Source organism: Mesotoga sp. Brook.08.105.5.1 (assembly GCF_002752635.1).
Classification (GTDB): domain Bacteria; phylum Thermotogota; class Thermotogae; order Petrotogales; family Kosmotogaceae; genus Mesotoga.
On sequence record NZ_AYTW01000045.1, the window covers coordinates 1 to 23,706 of the forward strand.

23 protein-coding genes are annotated in these 23,706 nt (G+C 46.6%); 4 read left to right on the plus strand and 19 right to left on the minus strand.

Annotated elements, in window-relative coordinates; genetic code table 11:
- Nucleotides 1-259 precede the first annotated feature (259 nt).
- On the plus strand, nucleotides 260-1,444 hold the full coding sequence (locus tag V512_RS12570) for a GNAT family N-acetyltransferase (RefSeq protein ID WP_099830804.1): 1,185 nt from the start codon (nucleotides 260-262) through the stop codon (nucleotides 1,442-1,444).
- 71 nt (nucleotides 1,445-1,515) lie between these two features.
- Here the strand turns inward: V512_RS12570 and V512_RS12575 are convergent, their stop codons facing one another.
- From V512_RS12575 to V512_RS12600, 6 genes are read right to left on the minus strand one after another with little or no spacing between them, the layout of a single operon-like run.
- Nucleotides 1,516-2,277: an SDR family oxidoreductase gene (locus V512_RS12575; RefSeq protein ID WP_099830805.1), complete on the minus strand. Its 762-nt coding sequence runs from the start codon at nucleotides 2,275-2,277 to the stop codon at nucleotides 1,516-1,518.
- Between the two features lie 6 nt (nucleotides 2,278-2,283).
- Nucleotides 2,284-3,096 carry a nucleoside phosphorylase gene (locus V512_RS12580; protein ID WP_099830806.1) on the minus strand — a complete coding sequence of 271 codons (813 nt, stop codon included), beginning with the start codon at nucleotides 3,094-3,096 and terminating at the stop codon, nucleotides 2,284-2,286.
- Between the two features lie 4 nt (nucleotides 3,097-3,100).
- Nucleotides 3,101-3,943: a carbohydrate ABC transporter permease gene (locus tag V512_RS12585; RefSeq protein WP_099830807.1), complete on the minus strand. Its 843-nt coding sequence runs from the start codon at nucleotides 3,941-3,943 to the stop codon at nucleotides 3,101-3,103.
- 9 nt (nucleotides 3,944-3,952) lie between these two features.
- Nucleotides 3,953-4,819, minus strand: a complete 867-nt coding sequence (locus tag V512_RS12590; RefSeq protein ID WP_099830808.1) for a sugar ABC transporter permease — start codon at nucleotides 4,817-4,819, stop codon at nucleotides 3,953-3,955.
- Nucleotides 4,820-4,868: 49 nt separating this feature from the next.
- A complete protein-coding gene (locus V512_RS12595; RefSeq protein WP_099830809.1) occupies nucleotides 4,869-6,116 on the minus strand; it encodes an ABC transporter substrate-binding protein in 1,248 nt (415 codons plus the stop codon).
- Between the two features lie 29 nt (nucleotides 6,117-6,145).
- Nucleotides 6,146-6,886, minus strand: a complete 741-nt coding sequence (locus V512_RS12600; RefSeq protein ID WP_099830810.1) for a GntR family transcriptional regulator — start codon at nucleotides 6,884-6,886, stop codon at nucleotides 6,146-6,148.
- Nucleotides 6,887-7,845: 959 nt separating this feature from the next.
- On the opposite strand from V512_RS12600, the gene V512_RS12610 reads away from it, so the two are divergent.
- The 3 genes from V512_RS12610 (at nucleotide 7,846) to V512_RS12620 (ending at nucleotide 11,498) form a co-directional block, all read left to right on the plus strand.
- Nucleotides 7,846-9,474 (plus strand): ABC transporter substrate-binding protein, encoded by a 1,629-nt coding sequence (locus V512_RS12610; protein ID WP_099830859.1) that lies wholly within the window; start codon nucleotides 7,846-7,848, stop codon nucleotides 9,472-9,474.
- A gap of 472 nt (nucleotides 9,475-9,946) precedes the next feature.
- Nucleotides 9,947-10,867, plus strand: a complete 921-nt coding sequence (locus V512_RS12615) for a hypothetical protein (RefSeq protein ID WP_099830812.1) — start codon at nucleotides 9,947-9,949, stop codon at nucleotides 10,865-10,867.
- A 22-nt stretch (nucleotides 10,868-10,889) separates the two neighbouring features.
- The gene (locus V512_RS12620) at nucleotides 10,890-11,498 is read left to right on the plus strand and encodes a bifunctional 4-hydroxy-2-oxoglutarate aldolase/2-dehydro-3-deoxy-phosphogluconate aldolase (RefSeq protein WP_099830813.1); all 609 of its coding nucleotides are present in this window, start codon (nucleotides 10,890-10,892) and stop codon (nucleotides 11,496-11,498) included.
- On the opposite strand, the gene V512_RS12625 is transcribed toward V512_RS12620, so the two are convergent.
- The 13 genes from V512_RS12625 to V512_RS12685 form a co-directional block, all read right to left on the minus strand.
- Complete coding sequence (locus V512_RS12625) at nucleotides 11,479-12,405, minus strand: dihydroorotate dehydrogenase (protein WP_165775401.1); 927 nt, start codon at nucleotides 12,403-12,405, stop codon at nucleotides 11,479-11,481. The genes V512_RS12620 and V512_RS12625 overlap by 20 nt on opposite strands.
- A complete protein-coding gene (locus V512_RS12630) occupies nucleotides 12,395-13,165 on the minus strand; it encodes a dihydroorotate dehydrogenase electron transfer subunit (protein ID WP_099830815.1) in 771 nt (256 codons plus the stop codon). Before V512_RS12630 ends, V512_RS12625 begins: the two co-directional genes overlap by 11 nt.
- Nucleotides 13,162-14,379 (minus strand): dihydroorotase, encoded by a 1,218-nt coding sequence (locus V512_RS12635; RefSeq protein WP_099830816.1) that lies wholly within the window; start codon nucleotides 14,377-14,379, stop codon nucleotides 13,162-13,164. Before V512_RS12635 ends, V512_RS12630 begins: the two co-directional genes overlap by 4 nt.
- Entirely contained in the window at nucleotides 14,366-15,592 is a 1,227-nt protein-coding gene (locus V512_RS12640) for a hydantoinase/carbamoylase family amidase (RefSeq protein WP_165775402.1), read from the minus strand. Before V512_RS12640 ends, V512_RS12635 begins: the two co-directional genes overlap by 14 nt.
- Before the next feature lie 10 nt (nucleotides 15,593-15,602).
- A complete protein-coding gene (locus tag V512_RS12645) occupies nucleotides 15,603-16,370 on the minus strand; it encodes an ABC transporter permease (protein ID WP_099830818.1) in 768 nt (255 codons plus the stop codon).
- Nucleotides 16,371-16,399: 29 nt separating this feature from the next.
- Nucleotides 16,400-17,365: an ABC transporter substrate-binding protein gene (locus tag V512_RS12650; RefSeq protein ID WP_099830819.1), complete on the minus strand. Its 966-nt coding sequence runs from the start codon at nucleotides 17,363-17,365 to the stop codon at nucleotides 16,400-16,402.
- A 16-nt stretch (nucleotides 17,366-17,381) separates the two neighbouring features.
- Nucleotides 17,382-18,164, minus strand: a complete 783-nt coding sequence (locus tag V512_RS12655; RefSeq protein ID WP_099830820.1) for a nucleoside phosphorylase — start codon at nucleotides 18,162-18,164, stop codon at nucleotides 17,382-17,384.
- Complete coding sequence (locus V512_RS12660) at nucleotides 18,164-18,946, minus strand: ABC transporter permease (protein WP_099830821.1); 783 nt, start codon at nucleotides 18,944-18,946, stop codon at nucleotides 18,164-18,166. Before V512_RS12660 ends, V512_RS12655 begins: the two co-directional genes overlap by 1 nt.
- On the minus strand, nucleotides 18,946-19,710 hold the full coding sequence (locus V512_RS12665) for an ABC transporter ATP-binding protein (RefSeq protein WP_099830822.1): 765 nt from the start codon (nucleotides 19,708-19,710) through the stop codon (nucleotides 18,946-18,948). Before V512_RS12665 ends, V512_RS12660 begins: the two co-directional genes overlap by 1 nt.
- Before the next feature lie 8 nt (nucleotides 19,711-19,718).
- Entirely contained in the window at nucleotides 19,719-20,462 is a 744-nt protein-coding gene (locus tag V512_RS12670; RefSeq protein ID WP_099830823.1) for an IclR family transcriptional regulator, read from the minus strand.
- 182 nt (nucleotides 20,463-20,644) lie between these two features.
- A complete protein-coding gene (locus V512_RS12675) occupies nucleotides 20,645-22,054 on the minus strand; it encodes a rhamnulokinase family protein (RefSeq protein ID WP_099830824.1) in 1,410 nt (469 codons plus the stop codon).
- Nucleotides 22,051-23,040 (minus strand): carbohydrate kinase, encoded by a 990-nt coding sequence (locus V512_RS12680; RefSeq protein WP_099830825.1) that lies wholly within the window; start codon nucleotides 23,038-23,040, stop codon nucleotides 22,051-22,053. The genes V512_RS12675 and V512_RS12680 overlap by 4 nt, the downstream gene beginning before the upstream one ends.
- Nucleotides 23,037-23,684 carry a transaldolase family protein gene (locus V512_RS12685; RefSeq protein ID WP_099830826.1) on the minus strand — a complete coding sequence of 216 codons (648 nt, stop codon included), beginning with the start codon at nucleotides 23,682-23,684 and terminating at the stop codon, nucleotides 23,037-23,039. Before V512_RS12685 ends, V512_RS12680 begins: the two co-directional genes overlap by 4 nt.
- Nucleotides 23,685-23,706 lie beyond the last annotated feature (22 nt).

The window sequence follows — 23,706 nt, forward strand, 5'->3', positions numbered from 1 at the left end:
CCTCCTGGTGCGAAAGCGCCAGCATCACTTCCCCGGATGCCCTTCCGGGCATCACTTCCTCGCGCCAGCGAGCCTCACTTCCTGGCGAAGCCAGCCTTGCATCTTATTCCGCTCTTTCCAACCTCTAACCTGCAACCCCCGACCCCGATCTTTTTTTCTTAAACTTGCATCCTGCAACTGATATTCGCTCTTTCCAGCCCGCTATCTGCTACCCGCGATATGCTATCATTTTTACACTACTTCCGGAGAGGGTGAGAGGATGTTTGAGTATAGAAGGATCGAAAGTGTGAAGGACTATCTTGATCTTATGAGGTTTTCTTTTGGGATTCCTGGCGGCTGGATGAGATCAGCGTCGAAACATGCAAGTGAAGTCTTCGATGACGATCTAAGAGACCCTATTGGGGCCTATGACGGTTCTACTCTTGCCGCCGAGTATCTTCTGCTTTCTTTGAAGATGAGACTCAGAGATTCAGTCGTTGCGATGTGTGGAATTGGGAACGTTTGCACAAGTCCTCTATACAGGGGCAAGGGTGCCGTCAAGTTCCTTATGGAAAGATCACTGGAGACTATGAGGGAGAAAAAGCAGGCAGTCTCGCTACTATACCCTTTCAATGCCGGCTTCTACAGAAAGCTGGGATGGGAGGAGTTTGATTCGATGCTCAGGGTTAAATTCTCTCCGGGTATGATTAACGTTCCTGAGCAGTATTGCGAAGTGAATACAGAAGAGATGGAAGATGCAGACAGCGATATTAGAGAGTTCTATAACGATTATGCAAGCAGTCATTACACTATGATTCTGAGAGACGGCGAAATGTGGAAGAATGATTTCGAGTTCAGAACCGATGAGGATGTTTCGAAGAAATTCGTGAAATTCAAGAAAGAAGGAAAGACCACAGGGATGCTTCGCTATGTTTTTCTGTACGACAACTTTGACAAGGACAGATCGCTGAAGTTTGTAGTTACGATGTTCCTCGCGGATGATATAGTCACCAGACATGCAATGTTCCGTTTCTTGAAGGGACTCTCTCTTCAGATAGGTCATGTTCACGCATATCTTCCTCCGGATTTTGTTCTCTGGCCATATCTAAGCGATAGGCCCTCGGAGATGAATATCATTTTGAGAACCATGATCCGGATCGTCGATCTGGAGTTGCTAAATGGTCTGAAGATAAACGCACCAGACATGCGGGTCGGCATAAAGATAAGTGATAAACAGGCTTCGTGGAACAACGGTGTCTTCGAAATGTGTATGAAGGATGGCGAGCTCTGCTTCTCTCGTTCCGATTCTTATGATCTCGAATGTGATATTGAGACCTTATCCTCTGTAGTTGGTGGAAAGAGTGATTTCAGGGAGATGATCGAGTTTGGCAGAGTGAAGGCGACGAACAGCTACAATGGTCAAGATCTTTCAAAGACTACACCATTTGTGCTTCAACACTTCTAGTTCTTTCAGACTAAAATAATTGTGCCCCGGAGTCGACCCGGGGCGTTTTGATTTGTCAAATCCTTCCAACTCTAAACTAAACCCAGTCCTCCGTCTGAAAGTATAACCTGGCCAGTTATCCAGTTTGATTCCTCCGATGCAAGAAATACCATGAGGCCGGTGTGGTCTTCGGGATGTCCTATTCTTCCGGCAGGGGTTCTTTCTTCTATTCTTTTCAGAACTTCTGGATGCTGTGAATAGAAAGGCGACGAAAAAGGAATGGTCTCAGTTGGGCCTGGTGCAATTACGTTCACTTGAATGTTCAGTGAAGCGAGTTCAAGGGCCATCACCCTCGAAATAGCTATTATTCCAGCCTTGGCAGCGCAGTGGCCAGCGTGTTCCCTCTCTGGAAAGAGCCCTCCGACCGAGGCCAGATTGATAATCTTTCCACCACCGTTCTTTGCCATCATCTTTGCTACTGCCTGACTTACCATGAACACTATCCTCACGTTTATATGCCACTGTCGATCAATCTCATCAATTGGGTGGTTTAGAAAAGGCGCCCTGAATATGTAAGCGGGGCAGTTAAGAAGGATGTCTACCTTCCATGTATTCTCTTCAATCAGATTGGAGATCTCGTCCACATCTTTTTGATTGTCTATGTTTGCGCATATCGTCGAGCAGAATCCTCTTTTCGTTTGCTCGAGCTCTTCCTTAAGCGTTTCAAGCTTATCTTCGTCTCTATCCAGTATAATGACCTTCGCGCCCTCGTTTACAAAGGCTCTGGCGGCCGAGCCTCCAACTCTCCCGGTCCCGAAAATCAGTGCCGTTTTTCCTGTCAGTCTCTCACTCATAGTTCTTCACCCCTGATCGGCAATCGGGGGGAGAGTGAAGTTCTTTCCCCGCCTGATTGAGATTTCGTGCCAGTTGTTGTACTTCAAGGCCCCCTCGCATGCTGCCCTAATCGCATTCTCATTTGAAGGAGGCGGGTCCGGCCTCTCCCCTTTCGGTATGTTCGATCCGACAGTGCAGATAGTTACGGCCTTGATCTTCAGGAGAGAAGAAAGAACGTATAAAGTCGCCGCTTCCATATCGAGTTGAAGAGCACCGGCGGCGATCCATTCTTCCAGCTTTCCGTGTATCGTAGATGGGAAGTTTTCTCTCAGAAGAGCGGGCTTTGTAGCATAGAAGGAATCCAGTGAAAGCCCCATGCCTACGTGGTAGTTTACACCGGAATCATCGCAGGCAGAAACCAGTGCCATGAGCAGTAGATAATCCGCCACAGCCGGGAAATTCTCCGGGATGAAGAGGTTTGAAGTTCCGGAGTATCTTATGCAGCTTGAAATAACCATAAGATCTCCTGGCTTCACATCAGGCGCCAATCCTCCGGAGGTTCCAACGCGAATTATCGTATTCACTCCAAGTTTGTTGAGTTCAACTACGGCGATCTCAGTCGAAGGGCCTCCGATTCCGCTTGAACATACTGTGATCGGCAGTTCCTTGTATTTGCCGGTAATCGTTATGTAATCCCTGTTGTTTCCAACCTCTTCGACATCGCTCAAGTACTCTCCTATCTCATAGACTCTAGCCGGATCGCCCGGTAGAAGAGCTGTCTCCGGGAGAGAGCTGGCAGAAATCTGCAAGTGATTCTTTGCGTTTTTTGAAGTGTCCATATAATCATCCTTTCAATCCAGTTCCGCTTATCCCCCGAACGAAATACTTCTGGAGGAAGAGGAAGAGAATGACCGGCGGAAGGCTTCCGGCGATGGCCGAGCTGAATAAGTTCGCCCAGCTGGTGTTTTCTGTTGATCTGTGTGCCGCTATGGCTACCTGCACAACTTCGAATCTGCTTGAATGGGTTGCTACAAGAGGCCAGAACAATGAGTTCCACTGGAACATGAATACCATAACAATCACGGTCACTATTGCCGGTACGCTCAATGGAATAGCTATCTTCCAGTAGATCCTGAACCAGGAAGCACCGTCAATCCTTGCCGCTTCCATTATCTCTGAAGGCACTTCGGAGAAGAACTGCCTGAACAGGAAGATAGCGAGGCCGTTGGCGACACCGGGAAGGATCAGGGCCCAGTATGTGTTGTCTATCCGCAGCTGCTTAATGAGGATATAGAGGGGTATGACAATCGATTCGAAGGGAACCATGAAGGTTATCAGGACTATTGTGAAAAGGACCGCCTTGCCCCTGAACTCGAATTTAGCGAGCGCGAATCCTGCCATTGAGGCCACAAGAATTGTTAGGAGAATCGTTGAGACTGAGACGAGGAGACTGTTCATAAGGGCTCTCCCAAAGTTCAGGTTTACGAATATGTGAACGAAGTTCTCTAACGTAGGATTAGTAGGAACGAAAGTTCTCCAGGTGAGGGGGTTTGCATATTCATAGAGTGGGCTGGCTGGCCTCAACGCAGATGCGATTACCCATATAAGCGGGATCAGGAAGAAGAGGCTTATTATGCCTAGAATGGCGAATAGAACTAGAGTTTTCCACGGACTTCTTTTCTTCATGATTCCACCTCAATACTCGAATCGAGCCCTGGTGAATCGCAGCTCGAGGAAACTGAATAGAAGGATAATACCAAGCAAGATCGTGGTAATGGCCGAGGCCCTTCCCATGTCGAGATTGACGAAGGCGCTCTTGTAGGATTCGTACATGAGAAGGTTGGTCGAACCCATGGGGCCACCCTTGGTAATTATGTAAACCGGCGCGAAGCTCAGGAAGTTGAAAGCGGTATTTGCAACGAGAACGAACGATATGGTTCTCGTTAGCAATGGGAGAGTTATCCTGAACGTCTTCCTGAATGTAGAAGCTCCGTCAATGTCAGCCGCTTCGTACAATGTTTCCGGAATGTTCTGCAGTCCAGCAAGAAAGTACATCATCCAGTAACCGGAACTTCTCCATACGTTCAGCAGGACAAGCCCCCAAAGAGCCTGATTCGGAGAGGCGAAGAAGGGCTGGGGTTTGAAGCCAAACATGGTTAAGAAGCTGTTGGCCAGTCCGTTGTAGGGATCAAGCATAACCATCCAGATCACCGAAACGACCGCGAATGAAATCGCCGCAGGCAAGAAGAAAACTGTTCTGAAAAACTTGGTGAAGAAATGGCTTGAGTTCAGAAGCAGTGCCATTGATAACGATGTCAGCACGATCAGCGGGTTGACAACTATCGAGTAGATTAGGGTAACGGAGAACGATTTCCAAAAAACGGGATCGTATTTGAAGAGATATTCGTAGTTTTCGAATCCCACGAATGACTTTACCCCTGTGAAGCTAGTCGTGGTGAGGCTCTCAATAACTGAAACACCTATAGGCCAGATCTTGAAAACGACTAAGAATGCGAGCGCGGGGAGAACGAAAAGCCATGCCACTTTATTGTTTCGAAACATCAGCACACCATCCGGAATACCCTAAGGTCAAGTACGATCCCAAAATCGATTATCTGTATCTTCTAAGTTCTCTATCTATTCTTGCCGCGACTTCCTCAAGCGTGCTTCTCGGGTCGGCACCATAATGAATTGAGTTGAATGCCTCTCTGAGCATGAGCTCATACTGAGAATAACCCGGTGTTCGCGGCCTCGGAACTGCCGTTGTCTCCATCTCAGTAATAAACAGCTGCCACATGGGGTTGTCGAATACCTGGGGGAGTGCTTCGTAAACATCGGATCTAGCAGGCGCTATTCCGTTTAGATTGTGCCATGTAATCACGGCGTCTTTACCAGTTATGAACTTCGTGAAAGCAAGGGCCGCATCGAGCTTCTTCGTCTTAGAGTTGATTCCGACATGCCAGCTGCCCGTAGGAGTTACCGCAACTCCGCCATCGAAGTATGGGAAGGGGGAGAGTCCGTAATCTAGATCGGGATATTGGAGCATTCTTCTTATGTTCCACTCGTTCCCCAGCATCATTGCTGCTCTTCCGGTTCCGAAATACTCTCGTGAGATAGCCGAGTCACTTAGACCTTGAGGGCTTACCTTCCATTCATTAAACAGCTTCCAGTAGAACGTCGAGCCTTCCACAAAAGCATCTGAAGTGATGTATCCCTGTGAGACAAAACCATCGTCAGAGAGTACTGATGCACCGAGAGACTGAACCATAGGGAAGATAAGATAGGGTCTGTCTATCTGCTCAATTACCAGGCCCCAGATATCTGTTATGCCGTCTCCGTTCGTGTCCTTTGTAAGCTGCTTGGCAATTTCAGCAACCTCTTCCCACGTCAGCCTCTCTTCAAGACTCTCCGGAGGAAAGGGGATACCATATTCTTCAAAGATAGCCTTGTTATAGAAGAGACCTGCGGAAGAAGTTCCGTAAGGTACGGAGTAGAATGTTCCATGATAACTGCCCTCTTCTATGGAGGCATCGAACCAGGCTGCCATCTCTTCTTCGGAAAAGTGCTCGTCGAGAGGGAGAAGATAACCTCTTGCCGCGTAAGAAGCGGTATTGGGTCCGTCTACGATGTAAACGTCGGGAGTACCGTCTCCGGCGGCCAAACGGACTTCAATTGTCTGAAATAGCTGGCCAAAAGGAACGAGCTGAATGTCCACATCGATTCCCGGATTCGCAGCTTTGAACGCGTTGATCACCTGCATGACCTGATCTTGCGGCCACCCCATCCACAGAACTTCGAGCGTAGTAGCCGAAAGAACGACACCCAGTAAGAGAACGATCGCAAGTACGAGCTTCCTCATTTCGCCACACCCCCTGTTGAGCTAATGTATTAACGTCTTCTGATGAGCTTGAAAGTGAACTTTCCTGATGGCAAATAACTCTTCGAGTACAAAACCTTTCTATCTTGAACGTCGTAATGAATCTGCTCAAGCAAGAGCACCGAAGTGCCTACGTCGATCCTCAGCTTTCTTGACAATCCTTCGTCAGACTTGAAAGGAATGAGATCACACTCTGCATATCTTATGTCGATATTATAGTGTTTTCCAAGACCCTCAAAGACGGAACCCTGAATTCTCTCCGGGTCTATTTGAGAAACGAATGATCTCGGGATCACGTCAACACAAACAGCAACCGGGATCTCGGAAGAGTACTTCACAGTCTCAAGAAGATATACTATGCTCCCTTCCTCCAGTTCAAGGAGCTCGCCGGCCCTTCCATCGCACACACACTCTTCGAACTGTATGACCTCGCTTCTTGCAGAATGGCCTTGAGATTCAATGAAACTCGCTATGCTTGAAAGCCTTTCTATACCACCCTTGATGATCGGGTATCTGTCTGTAACAAAAGTGCCGACCCCGTGCCTTTTGAGGAGAAGCCCCTCCTTCTGAAGAAGACCAATCGCCTCCCTTAGAGAGTTTCTACTCACACCGAGCTTTCTTGCCAGGTCATGTTCAGAAGGAAGCTTCTCGCCGGCCTTCAGCTCTCCGCTCAGTATGAGGTTTCTCATTTCGCTATGGATCTTTCCCGAAAGAGAAGTATGAATATGATAGTTAAGATCGATATCCTTCATCTACACCGCCTCTCTTATGATGTAGGATGTCCTACAAGTAGAATATACACTATTCATCGTCAAAAACAAAAACTGCAGAAACTTTCTGGTTCAGGTTCACTGTTAACGAGCTGCCGTCCGAAGAGCCGATATTCGCTGAATGCTGGGAAGAGCCATTGCCCAGAAAAGCATTTGGGGACGCAAGGCTGGGCAAGAACGGCCCAGGTCGCAATGCCCGGAAAAGCGTCCGGGGACGCAAGGCTGGCGAAGACCACGCCAGGACGCAAGGCTGCCTTTGGCAGGAAGTGAGGCCCGAAAGAACATCCGGGGAAGTGATGCGGCGAAGAGCATCGCTGGAAGTGAGGCTCGCTAGCGCGAGGAAGTGATGCCCGGAGAAACGTCCGGGGAAGTGATACCGCTTCGCAGGAGGCCTCTCAGGTCAACCATCAACGGTTCACCGTTCTCCGAGCAGAGCTTCAAGACCTATCAAGTTCTTTGGATGATGATCTTAGGTCCTCCCTTGAGGGAGGATTTAAGATCAGGATCATCAAGAGCCAAATACAGTTATACTGCCAAAGGAGAAGGAGCATAATGTGATTTCTTTTTGGCTCCCTAACTAATGGGTAATGATGAGCTCTCGAGAGGTAATTAAAGAGCTCTGCTAGGCTTTTGGAGATCCAAGATACTTGCTTGACACCTATGCATTCCACATTTTTCTATTTTTTGGAGAGTATGGTTTGCCCAAGAACGAAGAACAGGTACTCGCTCTGGAACTAAGAATAGATCCTTGCTCTGGAGTCTCTCTTTGGCTATTTGTACTCTTACCAACAACGAACAATCCACCACCAACTATTTTTCAAGGTTCTTTCCCCAACGTCACCTGCTGGCACGTTCTTCAGAAGCCCCTGCCTGTTCCGAACAAAACTGAATTCTCTTCATCTAATATAATGGAGGTAATACACAAGTTTCTGGAGGTTGCGGTGAGAAGATTTAGTCTGGCTATTCTCATACTCGTGTTCGTTTCAAGTTCTTTCACAGCGGTTCTGAAAGTAAGAGAGACAGGTGATGAGTTCACTTACGCTGAGGTTGCCGGGGGTACGATCTACCTCCCAGTGGATACTACTTTCAGCTTCTTGCCGGGGTTTGAGCTTTCAGAAGGGGATTTTTGGGTAACGTTTGCGATTCAGGATCCGCTATTCAGATTGGCAAGCGGTGACGAGTTGAGCCCCTCTCTCGTAGAGAAGTTCGAATGGAGAGGCTCGAACACGCAACTGTTTATCGAGTTGAGGAGAGACATTTTCTGGTATGACGGCACTCCTATAACCACTGCAGACATAGAGTATTCGGTTAGAGCGTGGCGCAATACGGATAGTTCTCCGTTATTTCAAACACTTAACGATCCTAGATATGAAGGGCTGACGATAATAGACAGCAAATCGGTGGTTTTCAGTTTCACTTCGGCATATCCGGAATTCATAAACTCCCTGAGGACGGGGATTCTTGCAAAACATGTTTATCAAGACAAGCTAGGAATTGCCCCCGAAAACCTCAAGACAAGTCATGAGATGGACAAACCTCCTCTAGAAGCATCTTCGGGTCCGTTTCTTCTTGATCAGAAGAGTGTGAAGGGCAACATTGTTCTCAAGAGGAATCCGAACTGGCACGGAGAATCTGGCGACGACCTGTTCCCTCTCGTTTTCGATAATTGGCCTGAAAAGAGTCTCCTTGATGAGATCAGGCTTGTCGAGGTGGCGGAACCTTCAGACAGGATCGATATGTTCGAAAGGGGTGAGCTCCATCTGCTTTTCAACGGACCTGAGGAGAACGAAGCACTTATAAGGTTATCTTCATCAGAAACCTTCACTTCGGGAAGCTTTCCGGACGGTACTTATCATGTTGTTTTGATAAACCACAGGAACGAATTGCTTGCGGAGAAGGCGGTAAGACAGGCCATGAAGATGTCTCTAAACTATGAATCGCTTCTCGAAGCTATTCCGAATTCCATGAAGACGTTCATTCCTATCGATCCAAGAACAGCACTCTTCAAGACACTGGAGGCTCAGATAGTGGATCTCCCATACGATCCGAAAAGGGCGAAGAGTCTTCTTGCAAATTCTGGCTATCCTAATGGCATTACTTTGAAGATTAAGATCTATCATGGAGTTGAGACGAAATTGCTTGAGGAACTAAGAAGAAGCTGGGATAGAATAGGGGTGAAGCTTGAAGTCGAAAAGCTTGATTGGGGCACCCTTCTTCGCGACATCAACGGTGCGAATTACGAGCTGGCCTACCTTCGAGTTCAGGCTTTCGAGTACCCTGAAATTGCTCCCTGGACCAATGAATACGAACATGATTTGAGTACGGGATGGGAAGTCGGTTATCTGAACCAGCAGATTTTTAGGATTTTGAGAAGAGCCGCTATAGAACCTGATTGGGCAAGTCGGACTCCTTATTATCTGGGTGCATACAGGATCTGGACAAATGATGTTCCGGTGTTGATTCTGGCCCACAGTCTTTCTTATGTGTTCTGGAACAGTGAGCTTGAAGGTCCCGTTCCAGGGAGAGGAGAGCTGTACGAGAATCTCGCCGAGTGGTTTTTGAAAAGGTGAACTTGGTTGACTTGATAGATCATAGCCGACTGACAGATTGGTGACCCGCCACTCTTGCGCGGATATGAGAGGGATAATGCAGAGAGAGTTAGGATCCTCCGGCGAATGTTTAGAGAGCACGGAGAATGAGTGAGATGAGGACACGGTCAGCAAGAAGTGAGATTGGGTGCGACTACAACCGTGGCTTTCATGTTTTCAAACCAGGCGGCCCATCTAGAGACTTGAGCTTGGGCAGGTGCAGCGATTGCATCCGACACTCACTTTGGCAGTGATCTGTCACCAAGAGAAGGTATTGAAAGCTCGACGTTTTGATATTAATCAGTGATTTGGCAATTTGGTCGACCATAAGCAGTCACCATTTCTCTGGAGAAGCAATCTGTTTTGGTCAGCCCTTTGGGAGCAAGCTTCGAGATCGTGAAAGTTTTGGGAGTTCACAGTCGGCAACGATGAGGACATAAAGGGGGTATTCGAGATGCTCTATCTTGAAAAGGAACCTTTGAGAAGAGCCCAGTACTTTATTCTCGAGAGTGGAAGAGAATTGGAAAGAAGGCTCTTTTCGTACCATTTCATGGATGGCCCGGCAAATGATGTTGTCGAGGAAATCGCCGGTTATCAGAATTTGGATGGAGGTTTTGGAAACGGAATAGAACCGGATTTCAGACTACCAGCTTCATCTCCAATGGCGACAAGTATAGCACTTCAATATTTGCGAGATTTCGATGAGGTACCTCTCGCAAAGGGGATTATCTCAAAGTCAATTGAATACCTTGACAACACATATGTTCCCGAACGGAAGGGATGGTTTGCAGTTCCGAAAGCCGTCAACGATCATCCGCACGCTCCGTGGTGGGAGTACGACGAAGAAAAGGGAATGTGTGCGATTGATGCGAATTGGGGAAACCCGACCGCTGAATTAATTGGGTATCTGCACAGATACAGGGAGTACACAAGTCTAGATACAGACATGCTTATCCTAAAGGCGATCGAATATCTTGAAAGCAAAGACGAGTTCGGTTCCTTTCACGAAGTTTTCTGTTTTGTGAGACTCTATAGACAGCTTGAAGAAGAAACGGCTGCCAAGCTCATGCCAAAGCTGTCTGAAGCCGTATGTTCTCTTGTGAGCAAGGATGAAGAAGAATGGAGGACGGAGTATGTGGCCAAACCGCTTGACTTCGTGTCCTCCCCTGACGAGTTTTTCTGCATCGATCAGAATCTGATTGAAGAAAATATCGAGTACTATATCAGGGAGTTTCAGACGCATGGCAAAGTCAAGCCCACCTGGTCCAAGAGCTTCTATGACGGAGAAATGGCCAAGTCATGGGATGAATGGGTTGCTATAATTACGTTGAGGGCGCTAACTGTTCTCAAGTCTTTTGGAAGAATCGTTCTTTGAACACTATGAATGGAGGGTTGGAGTGAAGAATATCATTCTGCAAGAGAAGATAATGGCTGTTATAAGAAGCGATAGTGTCGATAGATGTGTAGAGATAGGGAGGAGCTGCTTTAAAGGTGGCATAAAGATCCTCGAGATAACATTCACGGTTCCAGACGCACCGAAGGCTATATCGATTCTCTCTGAAGAGATAAAGGGGGCTTACGTTGGAGCTGGAACGGTTATCACTGACGAACAGTTTAACATAGCGGTTAAGAGCGGCGCAGAATACGTGGTAAGTCCCCACTTGTCCGAAGAGCTTGCAATACGGTCAAGGGCTCTCGAGACGCTTTACCTTCCGGGGATAATGACGCCTACTGAGTATGTCAAGGCCACAGGGCTCGGCTGTTCTATGGTTAAAGTCTTTCCTGGCGACGTTCTTTCCCCATCTTTTGTCAAATCTCTGAAAGGACCGTTCCCCGACGCTCTCTGCGTAGTGTCCGGAGGGGTCAGTCTAGACAATATCGACAAATGGTTTAAGGCAGGCACCGCCGCTGTTGGTATAGGATCCGATCTGACTAAGGGGACTCCGGAAGAGATAGAGGAGAGGGCAAGACAGTACGTCGCCAAAGTCAAGAGTTTCTTTGGATAAATCTTTGAGTGATCTCATGTATTCCAGATAGTGAATGGATTTTCATGAAGGTCTCTATGAACTCGACGATGGATTTGGGCAGACCCGGATTTACCATGTTCATGGTTCCAATGGATATTGCGCCTGCACCTGCCATAATGAACTCAACAGCATCTTCTCCTGAGGAGATACCTCCCATTCCAATTAAAGGAAGGTTTGCTTCTCTGCTGATTTCATAGATCATCTTAATCGCTATTGGTTTGATCGCAGGCCCTGACATTCCACCGGATAGGGCACCTAATGCAGATCTGAATCTGTTTATGTCAATCTTCATGGCTGGCACAGTATTTATCAGCGATATTGCCGATGCCCCTGCCTTTTCTGCACTTCTGGCGAAGGAAGCATCTATAGATTGGAAAGGGCTGAGTTTAGCGATCAGCGGGTATTTGCTGGTCTTGCTGCATTCAGATACGACATTGCCGATTCTCTCAGGGCTTGACCCGAAAGAAAGCCCTTCTGAATCGACGTTCGGGCAGGAAAGATTTAGTTCTATGGCGGTTGCCCCATCGATATCATTAAGTCTGTCAGCTATCTCAACAAACTCAGATACTGAATTTCCGCTTATACTAACTATTACTGGAATTTCCAGTTTTCCATACCCGTCTTTGTAGTCTTCGATAAAACTGAGAACGCCGGGGTTTTCGAGGCCGACCGAATTTATCATTGAGGAAGGACCCTCGAGGATTCTCAGCTGAGCGTTACCCGCCTTCGGGTTCAAAGTGATCGTCTTTGTTACCACCGCTCCGACATATTCAGATTCCAGAAGGTCAAAATACGGTTTGGACAGTCCAAAGGTCCCTGAAGAAATGATTATGGGAGTACGCAAAATGCCTATACGTCCAAGATTTGCTCTCAGATTACATTTCATTCCATTCAACCTCTTCCATTTTGAAAACCGGTCCATCTAGACAGACTCGCTTGCTACCGTGTTTTGTATTGATAGTGCAGCCATAACAGACCCCGATGCCGCATGCCATATGTGCTTCAAGAGATACCTCAACTTCTCTCTTGTAGAGAAAGGGCTCAAGCGCCTTCAACATTCTTGTTGGGCCGCAACAGTAGAATCTGTCGTAGTTTTCAAGATCAATTTCCTTCAACGTATCAACAACGTTTCCGATGATGGGGTAAGGTCCTTTGTCAACGGTAACTAAAACTCTGTTTGCTCTCTTCTGAAATCCTTCGATGATTTCTCGAGGGATCTCCTCGGGTTTTGAGAAACCGAAAATAGTGTCCGTGTTACAGTCTGAATAAAATAGCCTTCGAGAAAGAAGATTCAGTGAAGCAATTCCGCATCCCCCACCAATCAGAAGCGATCTAGTGTTGCTAGACACGGTGAATCCATTTCCCAGCGGTCCTATGAGATCAACAATAGATCCGGAATTGAGTTCACTCAACCATTTTGTCCCCTTTCCAATAATCTTTATGAATAGGGATAGGCTTTCACTTGAGACATCGAAGACGGAAAATGGTCTTCTCAAAATCATATCTTCTCCATAACAACCGATTTCAACAAACTGTCCGGGGAGGGTCTGTCGGGAGATATCTCTAGAATTAAGAACCAGTACATGCCCGTCGGAACTAACCCTTTCGTTTCTTATCACTTCGCATTTTTCATTCACAACATTCATACTGAATCTCCAATGAAGGGGTAGACTATTTTTCCAGAGGCTATGGTATACTTAACCTTCGCATCTAGTTTCTTCCCCAGGAAGGGAGTATTCTTCCCTTTTGAATACATAGAGGACTCTTCGACAATCCATGACTCATTGGGATCAAAAAGGATGATGTCGGCTCGTTCTCCCTCTTCAAAACAAGCGGGGTTTATTCCCAAGAGATTCGAAGAATTAAATGTAAGAATCTTAGTCAATGCTTGTAGAGAGAGAAGCCCTTCACTGACAAGGGCAGTGTACGAGAGCGGAAAAAGTAGTTCTACTCCCGAAAAGCCTCTAGCAGGTACTTCAGATGTTTTTTCTTCTAATGTGTGTGGGGCGTGATCCGAAGCAATAATATCTATCAAACCGGAGATTATTGCCCATCTGATCGCTTTTAAGTCATCAGCTGTTCTTATAGGTGGATAGACCTCATAAAAGCCGTCGGACAGCCCCTCGCTGGTTTCTATGAAGTAATGGGGACACGTTTCTATTGTGAATCTGATGTTCTTTTCTCTTGCTCGTTTGAGAAAATCAATTGAACTGGCTAGGCTGACGTGCTGAAGATGAAGCCTACCGCCGATCCTCTCGTTAAGGATGACATCCCTGCAAATGACAGCATGCTCTGTGTTTCCCAAACTTTTGTCAAATTCCGGAATTTCGGGATGTTCGGCTACCAGGACACCTGTTTCTTTTGAAAACCATAGAACAGCGGCCATGTCGCTATTTCGATCTACGGGAAGACCGTCATTGGTGAATACTATTGCGCCGGCTTCATAAAGCTCTTTCCAGTTGTTTCGCCTGCCTGACAGGTTTTGGTTTATTGAACAGGACTGCAGAACTCTTATAACCGTATCGTTTTGAAAGGACCTGACATAATGATAGTTTTCAACTGAGTCCGGGCAGGGCATTACATTAGGCATGGCACACAGTGAGGTAACACCGCCGGAGGTCGCTGCCAGGACGCCGCTTTCCAGAGTTTCTTTCCACTCATACCCCGGTTGTCTCAAGTGTACGTGGGGATCTACTATTCCAGTTATTGCAACAAGTCCTTTGGCTTCAATGATGTCTGCATCGCTGCAGTCAATTCTTGTATCTATCTTCTTTATCACACCGTCGTCGATCAGAATGTCATAGGTTGTCCTGCTGGATCTTCTCCAATCTACGAGATTTGAATTTCTAATTAGAAGCATGTGAACCTCCAAAGATTTCTAGCATCGCATTAAGTAGTTTGGAGAATGAAGTTAGATCCATCGCCTCTCTTGGTGAATGACTTACTCCCGTAGGATTTGGCAGCAAGATAAGAGAAGATGAGAAATACTTCGAAACCTCCGCAATGTCGTGCCAGGCTATGCTATTCATTCTTGTAGAAGAAAGTCCCTTAACTGTCAAACTGTTTTGGAGGTATTCGAAGTAAGCGCTGTCCATTGTCGCGGGATCCATAGCGGAGAGCTCCGACGAAGAGAATTCTATAGCAGCCCCTTCGGATACGGCTCTACAATAATCTGTCAGAGAGCCTTTGAATTCTTCGAGAGAACGAACTGAGAAACCTCTTATGTCTACGGTAGTCTCGGTCTCTCCAGGAATCATATTCATTACATTTGGAGTATTAACTAGCCTTGTTACGGTCCCAACGACCTCCTCTGAAGACATTAGCTTGCTCAACTCGCTTGCCTTTAATATGGCAGAAGTTGAAGCCAGAAGCGAGTCTCTTCTTGCCGAGAGATTCATAAGGCTCGAATGATTGGTCTCACCTTTGAAAGTGAAACTGAGTCTCCTTTGACCGGCAATCTTCTCAACAAATGCAAGATCCAAGGCTTTCTTTGATAACTCTTTTGATTGATCCACATGTATTTCGATGAATCTTGTTCCTTCTTCAACAAACGGCTTTTCAACTTGTGAAAAGCTCTGAAAATCCGCCTTTTCCATTAGTTCAGTCAGGGATACTTTTTCCCCGATCAATGTTTCATAGTCCCCCAAAGCTTCTTCTCCCTTGAGGAAGAACACCGATCCCAACGATGCCCGGCCGAACAGTGAGGACTCTTCGCAGTTGAAGGCGCATAATTCAATACGTTCGCCCTCGGCCTTTCCTAGAAGACTCAGAAGTAGGATTCCAAATACAACGCCCGCAGTTCCGTCATATCTGCCGCCACTTGGAACCGAATCATAGTGAGAACAGAAAACTACTTTGTCATTTCTCCGATTTTCTCTCCCGCTGGAGGTCAAGATGTTTCCCATTCTATCGACATAGACTCTCTTTCCAACTTCACTCAACCTTTTCGCCAGATACTCAAGGGCAAGTCTGTTTTCCCTTGTGAAGGGAAGACGAGTAACTCCTTCATCTGTCGAGGTGAATTTCGATACCCTATCTATTTCTTCCGATACTAGATATTCGAGACCGCTCAAGCTAACTCCTTCACTTTGCCGCCGATTCATGCCAGAACAGCAGTTTTTCCTGCAGTTTCTTCATTCCAATATCCAGGAAGAAGCTGAGAAGACTAATTACAATGATTACAGTCAACAGTAAAGTTATATCGTACATTTCGTTCCCGAGAATCAGAAGAAATCCAAGCCCGGCCTTTGAACCCATCATTTCTCCTATAACTGCAGCCGTAATCGACAGCACAAGGGCAACACGCAATCCAGTCATCAGATACGGCATCGAGTTCATGAGTTCAAGTTTGAACATAACTTGAAGACGACTTGCCTTCAAAACCTTCATCAGGTTGTAGTAGTTCTTTTCAGTTGATCTTACACCGAGTATCATGTTTATCATCACAGGGAACAGAGTAACGAGAGCAATAAGAACCACTTTTGACAATATTCCAAGCCCGAACCATAAAACAAAGAGTGGGGCAAGAGAAATTTTTGGAGCAGTCTGGAATATGAGTATGTAAGGGGAGAGCGCCTTCTCGAGAATCTCTACCTTCGCAAGAACGTATCCAAGTACTATTCCAATCACCGCTCCGGAACTGAAGCCTATAGCTATCTCTTCGAGCGTTGCCAAGAAGTTCTTTTGCAAAACGGAGTTCTTGACCAACTCAATGAACTTGAAGAGAATATCTTCAGGCGGAGGAAGGATATGTGTTGGAGTATTGAAAATCGTGACCACTGCTTTCCACACAACCAATACAGCCACAAGAAATAAAAAGCTCATTAGTCTTGAATTGATCTTCTTTTTCAAAATCCTTCCTCCTTACCCGAAGATTTAGTTTACAGTCTTGGTACTACGAAATCGGCCGCGTTGACATCTGTGGTTATCAGATCGTACTCTCTCATTATGTCAATAGTCTGCTGCCATCTCTCAACGTTTCCAAATCCAAATCCAAAGGCTTCGGTATCTTCGCTCTGCCAGAGGTAACCCGCATAGATCTCGGAAAGTATGTCGGCCATGTATTCCTCTCTGCCAATATATGTTGGCGCATACTTCGCGATTGCCACTACAGTGGCTTCCTTCATGTTATCTGGATCTGAGAGATAGGCCATTACTCTGCTCAAAGCCCTTGTGAACCTAACAGCCAGATCCCTGTTTTCATTCAGGATTTTGTCTCCGGTTACCACGACGTTTCCGAATGAAGGAAGGAACTCGTCTGACTTGAATTCATCTACTTCGATTCCCTGATACCTTAGTTCGAAAGTTCTGAGCATCGAGAAGCAAATTGCATCTACTCTCTTGTTTACGAGAGCCGGAACGATAGCTTCGGTTCCCACAATCTCAAGCTGGATGTCATTCAGTGAAAGCCCGTTCTTCTTCAGAAGTATCTGTAGCTGCACATAATTGGGGCTTCCATAACCTGTTATTGCCACTTTCTTCCCTTTGAGATCCTGGGGTGTTTCAATACCGCTTTCCTTAAGGAAGATAGTTGAGCCGAGTCCGTGTTGGTAGGTAGTATGAATAACATTTACAGGTATTCCCTGAGCTCTTGCCGTTATGACAGGTTCACCATTGGGGAACCCGAATTCAACATTTCCAACTGCTACGTTTCTTATGATGTCTGAGGCGCTCCCAAAAAGATAGTCTACTTCAAGACCTTCCTCTTCAAAATAACCGAGCTCTATTCCCATGTAGATGGGAATGTAGTAAGGAACTGCGGAACCCTCAATTTGCAGGGTTACTTTCTGGGCAAAAACAAACATGCTTACTAGAACCAATAAAAACACAAGTACTGCCTTCTTCAAATCAATCCCTCCTCGTTCAGAGTGTTAAAAAGTCTGTTTCAAGTGCAGTTTCTATTGCACAAAGCTGAGCTGACCTGTAATCAATAAGCCATTCATCTGTCTTTCTGTTTCCATGAACTGCCAGGATATTTGCTGCCTTCATTCCCATAAGGCTTGCCAGAGTAAAGATCGTCTCGGTTTCCATATCGAAATTGATAACGCCGGCTGATGAGAGTTCTTCAGGCAAACTGGAACCAGGGATTTCAAAACCTTCAATACACCGACCCTGTCCGGCATAATAAGAGTCAACAGTAGCGCCTATACCTACGTGAGCCCTGATCCCCTTTTTCGAAGCGCTTTTGGCCAGTTCTACGACCATAAATGGATCAGCAACGGCCGGGTATTCTACTCTGACATACATTTTGGAACTTCCGCCTAGTCTTACTGCGCCGGAGTTGATTATCATATCTCCGCACTTAATGTCCTCTCTAAGCGCTCCACAACCTCCCACTCTGACAACTCTTTCTACACCAAGCGAGTGAAGTTCCACCATAACTATTTCCGATGAACCACCTCCAATTCCGGTTGAACAAACGCCAAACTCCTTCCCTCCGAAAGTGCCGATTCCTGTTGAGAATTCTCGATTGACGGACAGATATTCAAAGGAATCTGCCGCTTCTTCGAAGAGCTTTAGTCGGTCTGGATCACCTGGAAGGAAGAACAGCTTCGGAACCTTTGAATCTATGCTCAACTTCAGATGCGGAAGTTTACCGTTTTCGATGGGATTGCTCGCTGTTGGTTTTCTGAATCCTTCATTCATCACGTTCCCTCCGTGAAAGCCAATTTCGACTCATGCCAGAACAAGAGTTTCTTTTCTATAAGCTCAATGCTCCAGTAGAGAATTAATCCCAGGAAAGTGGTAGCAATTATTGACGCCATCAGAAGATTTGCGTCATACAGAGAACTGCCGTAAACGAGCAGATAACCGAAGCCTCTGTCTCCAGCCATCCATTCTGAGACTATTGCTCCTATTATTGATTGCACCATCGCGATCTTGAGTCCTGCCATGATTAAGGGAGTGGCCATCGGGAGTCTCATCTTGAGAGTTGCCTGGCGTTCCGATGCTCCGAGAATTGTCATTAAGTTCTCGTAGTCCTCCGGGACAGATCTAAGTCCCAAGATTGTGTTTATCATCACCGGAAAGAAAGCTGAAAGAACTATGAGCAATAGCTTTGACGGCATCCCGAGTCCGAACCAAATAACAAAGAGAGGAATGAGAGATACTTTTGGTGTGGCCTGAATAAGCATGACATATGGTGAGATTACTTCTTCAAAGGTTCTTGATTTCGCTGAGAAGTATCCGGCCGCGAAGCCCAGAATAGATCCAACGGAGAAGCCAATCAGTATCGTATACAGGGTTACCCAGCCTTCTCTAATGAAAGTGCCGTCTGCAACAAGAGAGATAAACCTCTGTCCTACAGCCTCTGGAGGTGGAAGGATAAATCCCGGAACATCTCTGATGATTATGTATCCCTTCCAAAAACCCAGGAAGAGAACCAGGAAAAGAATCGAGATTATTGCTATCAAGACTTTCCTGTTCATTATTTGAGCATCTCCCTTAGCTCTTTGACGTAGGAGTAAAATTCCGGAGTAAGTTTTGAATCTTCATTTCGCGGTCTAGGCAATTCAACCTTCATATCCGCGACAACTCTGCCGGGCTTCGTACCCATGACGATTATCCTGTCTGAAAGATACACTGCTTCGCTAATACTGTGAGTCACAAAGATCACTGTCTTTCTGGTCGATTCCCATATTTCGAGGAGAACGTTGTTCAGATTGTCTCTGGTTATTGCGTCAAGAGCTCCAAAAGGTTCGTCCATAAGTAGTATTGGAGGATTGTAGGACAGGGCTCTCACAATAGCCACACGCTGTCTCATTCCACCTGAAAGCTGTCTTGGGTAGGAATTTTCAAAACCCAGAAGCTTCGCGAGTTTGAAAAGATTCCTGACATTGCTTTCATCTGCTTTCTCCTTGTTACCCATGATTTCGAATGGAAAGAGAGCGTTTTCTATTGCTGTTCTCCAGGGCAAAAGAACGGAATCCTGGAATACGAACCCAAAGGGAGGGGTCTTACGATTTTCTTTCTCCGTAATCTCCACCGTTCCAGAACTTGCCTTAAGAAGTCCCGAGACAATCTTTAGCAGTGTTGATTTTCCACAGCCCGAGGGTCCCAGCAGTGAGACGAACTCACCTCTGTTGACTGTAAATGAAACATCATCCAGTGCAACAAATTCCTTTCTGTCCTTTTTTGTCCCGCTCGAGAAGACCCTTCCAACGTTACTTACAATTACCACCTGTTCACTCATGTCAACCTCTAGAAAGTGTATTTGCTGATGTCCACAGCAGTCTTTTTTAGATTGGCAACAATTTCCTCATTTATTCTCTTTGTACTGAATCTCTCTTTCGGCGCAATCGCAGTTATACTGGCGACAACGCTCCCTGCAGAATCGAAAACAGGCACTGAGACAGCTCTTAGTCCCGGCTCAAATTCCTCGTCGCAGAAAGCAAAGCCTTCTTGCCTAACTCTTTCTAGACGAGCCTTATAATCCTCTACCGGACAAGTCTCGATTTCAGGGTCATTAATAACGTGAGATTTACATATTAGGTCTAGCGCTCTTTCCTTGTCAATATTTGCGGCAATGGCCAACCCGGCAGCCGTGCAATGAACAGGAAGATAAACGCCAGATCTGGCCCTGAAACTGAAGACTCTGTCGCTTTCAACAGTCAACACGGAGGTTACCCCGTTTTCCGTAAGCTCACTTAGGAAGACCGTTTCATTAATCTTGTCTTTCAGCTCAACAAGACAATTCTTAAGGTTGACTACATTCATCTTTCTAGAGATCTCATTTACCAGGGGTATTATTCTTGGGCTAAATCTGTAGCGTTTGGCCTCTTCAAACTTAGTCAAGACTTCGCAGTCTACAAGATCGTTAAGTATTCGGTGAGAGGAGGACATAGGGAAACCGGATTTTCCCGACGCTTCCTGAACCGTTGTTCCGCTACTATCAGAATTGGCAACGATTTCGATCATTCTTAGCACTTTCTGGAGATAAGTCATATTCCACCTCGCGGAATAGTAATTCTGCTAAACAGAATTATCAACATTATTCTACACGGCCACCGTCATATCACCCAACGTTCCCTGAAGTGTTTATGGTTGATCAGAGATAATTATGCTCGATTAATGGTTGCAATCTTATGAATTCTTAATTTTTTGACTTATTAGGATGATTCGAAATGTTACTTTTCCGGAGTGTATTCTTGAAAGTTGAATGAGCGTTGAATAAGATCGTGAGCCTGCGATAGGTCACTTAGTTCTCCAAGGCCCAGCATCTGCACTATGATGTTACCTGTGGCAGTCCCTTCTGCCGGTCCTGCAACTACCGGAAGCCCTGTGTAGTCTGACACCAGCTGACAGAGAAGTCTGTTGCGAATGCCACCGCCTACCATTCTGATATTCCTTATTGACCGGCCGGTTATTGACTGCAATTGTTTTCTCGTCTGCTCTGTCTGGTAAGCGATTCCTTCGATCGCGGCTCTTACTATCTCTCCCCTGTTTTGCAAAGAGATCCCGAGCTTCTCGGCTTCAGAGAGTATAGCCTTCTCCATGTTTTTTGGTTTCTTGAAGGCTTCGGATTCGACATCGATCTTTCTCTCATAGCTTCTGGCGGTCTGCGCCATCTCGGTCAACGCATAGTGATCGAGATTCGGATCCGATTTCATCCACTCCCTGAGAAGTTCCTGAACCAGCCAGAGACCGGTTAGATTCTTGAGCAAGCGGTACTTTCTTCCGTAGCAGCCCTCGTTGGCAAGGTTGTTTTCGATGACATCTTCATCTCTGGAAGGTTTGTCGATCAACACCCCTTCCAGGCACCAGGTCCCGGCGCTGACGAACATCGAATCATCTGAAAGATTCATGGATGTTACGGCCGATGCCGTGTCGTGGCTTGCGGGGAAAATGACCTTCATGCCCTTTAAACCGAGCTCTTTCGAGATTGAGGGAAGCAGTTCTCCTGCGATTTCGCCGGGATCTACAATAGGAGTCATTATCTCAGGTAGATCGAAGAATCTTATCAGCTCTTCACTCCAGTCGTTTCGATCGGGATCGAAGAGCTGAGTGGTAGTGGCGAAAGTGAAATCTGTAAGCTTCTCCCCTGTAAGGAAGTAGGTAAGCAGTGAGGGCATCGGGAGAAGGGTATCTGCCTTCTTCAGGTGACGGCTGTTTTTGCGTTTGAGAGATATAAGCTGATAGAGAGTGTTGAATGGCTGAAACTGTGTTGGAGCTCTGTCGAAGATCCATCGCTTGCCGGCCTTCTTTATTGCGTAATCCATGGAATCGTCCTTGAACATGTCCCTGTAGTGTCTCGGGTCACCCTGAATCGAGCCGGAACGGTCGATCAGCCCGAAATCCACTCCCCAGGTATCGATTCCTACGCTGCGGATCTCAATTCCTAGAGAGGAAGCGGCCTTTATGCTGTCCAGAACATTCCTGTATAACGAGATCAGATTCCAATGAGTAGATCCGCCGATGTGGATGGGTTCGTTCGGGAAACGATGTACTTCTTCCAGAACCAGCCTGTTTCGATCGTACTTTCCAACAAATGCTTTGCCATCGGAGGCACCGATGTCTATAGCGAGGAATCCGATCAACGATCTACACCCCGTTCCATAAGGAACTGGTTCACTTCGCTTTCGGTTGGCATCGAGCTTGCTCCGCCATATCTTGTTGCGACGATCGCAGCCTCTGCGTTGGCAAAAGTCAGAATGCTTCCCAGAGCTTCTTCGGTAAGATTATGCAGTTCTTCATCGTCCATATTGTAGAGCCTCGAGATTACTGCGGCCATGAATGAGTCTCCACAACCGGTGGTCTCGGCCACTCTTACTTTGAATCCCTCTCTCCTTACAGAAGTCCTTCCGCGATAAACAATAGATCCCCTGCTGCCTAGGGTAAGGAAGACGAGTGTGTCCGGTCTGACTTCCAGTCGGGATAGGGCCTTATCCAGACTGTCGCTGTCACATATATATAGCAGGTCGTCGTCGCTGAGCTTGAGAATATCGACTCTGGAGATGATTTCTTTGACTATGGCCCTGAATGAATCGTGTTCTTCTATTGCGCTTCTTCGAATGTTGGGGTCGAATGAAGTCTTGACTCCTCCTGAACTGAACCTTTCGAACAGCTCCATATAAGTGGATGCCGACGGTTCTTCGAGGAGTACTATGGCGCCAAAATGGAAGATGGAAAAATTCAGAGGGTCGATCTCTCTTATTTCTTCTGATTTGAGCGATAAATGAGCAGCGTGGTCCCAGTAGAAGCGAAATTCAGGTTTGCCTTCGCCATCCAGCGCAGCAAATGCTATCGGAGTCTTTGTGCCTCTTTCTCGTACGATGTAGCCCGTGGATATTCCGAGAGACTTCAAATACTCGAGTAGTGCGTTACCAAATTCATCCATCCCGATCTTCGCAAGAAATTCCATAGGAACTCCAAGCCTGTGAAGGCCGGCAGAGATGTTGAAAGGGGCGCCACCCGGTTTCTTCTCGAACAGGGTGGTACCTTCCAGGCCCTTCATCGGTTCTCTAGAGATGAAATCGAAGAGGATCTCTCCAGAGCACAGAACCGGCTTAGGCCGATCCTTCATAACTTGAAGTCTCCCTCGAATCTATCGAGATCATCTGCAGGAAAGCTTCCCTTTATGTATTCTTTCGCAATTTCTATTGGGAGAGTGAGATCGTGGACCCCGAGAGAAAGAAGCTTGTTTGCGCTATCGATATCCTTAATGCTTGCCGCTATTATTCGAGGGGCATTTGAGTGCCAGTCTCCGATCTCAAGCATTTCGGTGATCCTCTCCTCCGGATCGATTCCAGCCTTCTTCATTCTGTCGAAATACACGGCAACGTATTCGACTTCCATGCTGAGCGCGGCGTAATACTGCTCTACCGTGTAAACTGCCGTTGCACAAACACCGACACCAATCTCATCAAGCTCAGGAACAAATGACGACGCCTTTTCCGGGTCCCAAGGAAGCTTTACGGTGAAGAATTCGGGGTCGAAATCACTCTTCTTGATGAACTCCTTCACTTTCTGTATCCAGTTTGTCGATGATATGCTGCCTTGAACAAAGTGACGCTCTCCCGGGACCTTCGAGAGAAACTTCATTGCGTCCATTAGGCCCCATCCGGGTCTGTCGCGTTTCAGGATAGTCGGGTTAGTTGTTATTCCCGCAAAAACAGGTTGGTTAACGAGTTCAACGCTTTTTTCGCAAATTCCGTCAATGTATAACATAATCATGCCCCTTTCCCAAGCA

Coding starts and splice junctions, on each gene's coding strand:
- V512_RS12570 (WP_099830804.1), top strand. CDS start 260: ATGTTTGAGTATAGAAGGATCGAAAGTGTGAAGGACTATCTTGATCTT.
- V512_RS12575 (WP_099830805.1), bottom strand. CDS start 2,277: ATGAGTGAGAGACTGACAGGAAAAACGGCACTGATTTTCGGGACCGGG.
- V512_RS12580 (WP_099830806.1), bottom strand. CDS start 3,096: ATGGACACTTCAAAAAACGCAAAGAATCACTTGCAGATTTCTGCCAGC.
- V512_RS12585 (WP_099830807.1), bottom strand. CDS start 3,943: ATGAAGAAAAGAAGTCCGTGGAAAACTCTAGTTCTATTCGCCATTCTA.
- V512_RS12590 (WP_099830808.1), bottom strand. CDS start 4,819: ATGTTTCGAAACAATAAAGTGGCATGGCTTTTCGTTCTCCCCGCGCTC.
- V512_RS12595 (WP_099830809.1), bottom strand. CDS start 6,116: ATGAGGAAGCTCGTACTTGCGATCGTTCTCTTACTGGGTGTCGTTCTT.
- V512_RS12600 (WP_099830810.1), bottom strand. CDS start 6,886: ATGAAGGATATCGATCTTAACTATCATATTCATACTTCTCTTTCGGGA.
- V512_RS12615 (WP_099830812.1), top strand. CDS start 9,947: ATGCTCTATCTTGAAAAGGAACCTTTGAGAAGAGCCCAGTACTTTATT.
- V512_RS12625 (WP_165775401.1), bottom strand. CDS start 12,405: ATGAAATGTAATCTGAGAGCAAATCTTGGACGTATAGGCATTTTGCGT.
- V512_RS12630 (WP_099830815.1), bottom strand. CDS start 13,165: ATGAATGTTGTGAATGAAAAATGCGAAGTGATAAGAAACGAAAGGGTT.
- V512_RS12635 (WP_099830816.1), bottom strand. CDS start 14,379: ATGCTTCTAATTAGAAATTCAAATCTCGTAGATTGGAGAAGATCCAGC.
- V512_RS12655 (WP_099830820.1), bottom strand. CDS start 18,164: ATGAATGAAGGATTCAGAAAACCAACAGCGAGCAATCCCATCGAAAAC.
- V512_RS12660 (WP_099830821.1), bottom strand. CDS start 18,946: ATGAACAGGAAAGTCTTGATAGCAATAATCTCGATTCTTTTCCTGGTT.
- V512_RS12665 (WP_099830822.1), bottom strand. CDS start 19,710: ATGAGTGAACAGGTGGTAATTGTAAGTAACGTTGGAAGGGTCTTCTCG.
- V512_RS12670 (WP_099830823.1), bottom strand. CDS start 20,462: ATGACTTATCTCCAGAAAGTGCTAAGAATGATCGAAATCGTTGCCAAT.
- V512_RS12680 (WP_099830825.1), bottom strand. CDS start 23,040: ATGAAGGATCGGCCTAAGCCGGTTCTGTGCTCTGGAGAGATCCTCTTC.
- V512_RS12685 (WP_099830826.1), bottom strand. CDS start 23,684: ATGTTATACATTGACGGAATTTGCGAAAAAAGCGTTGAACTCGTTAAC.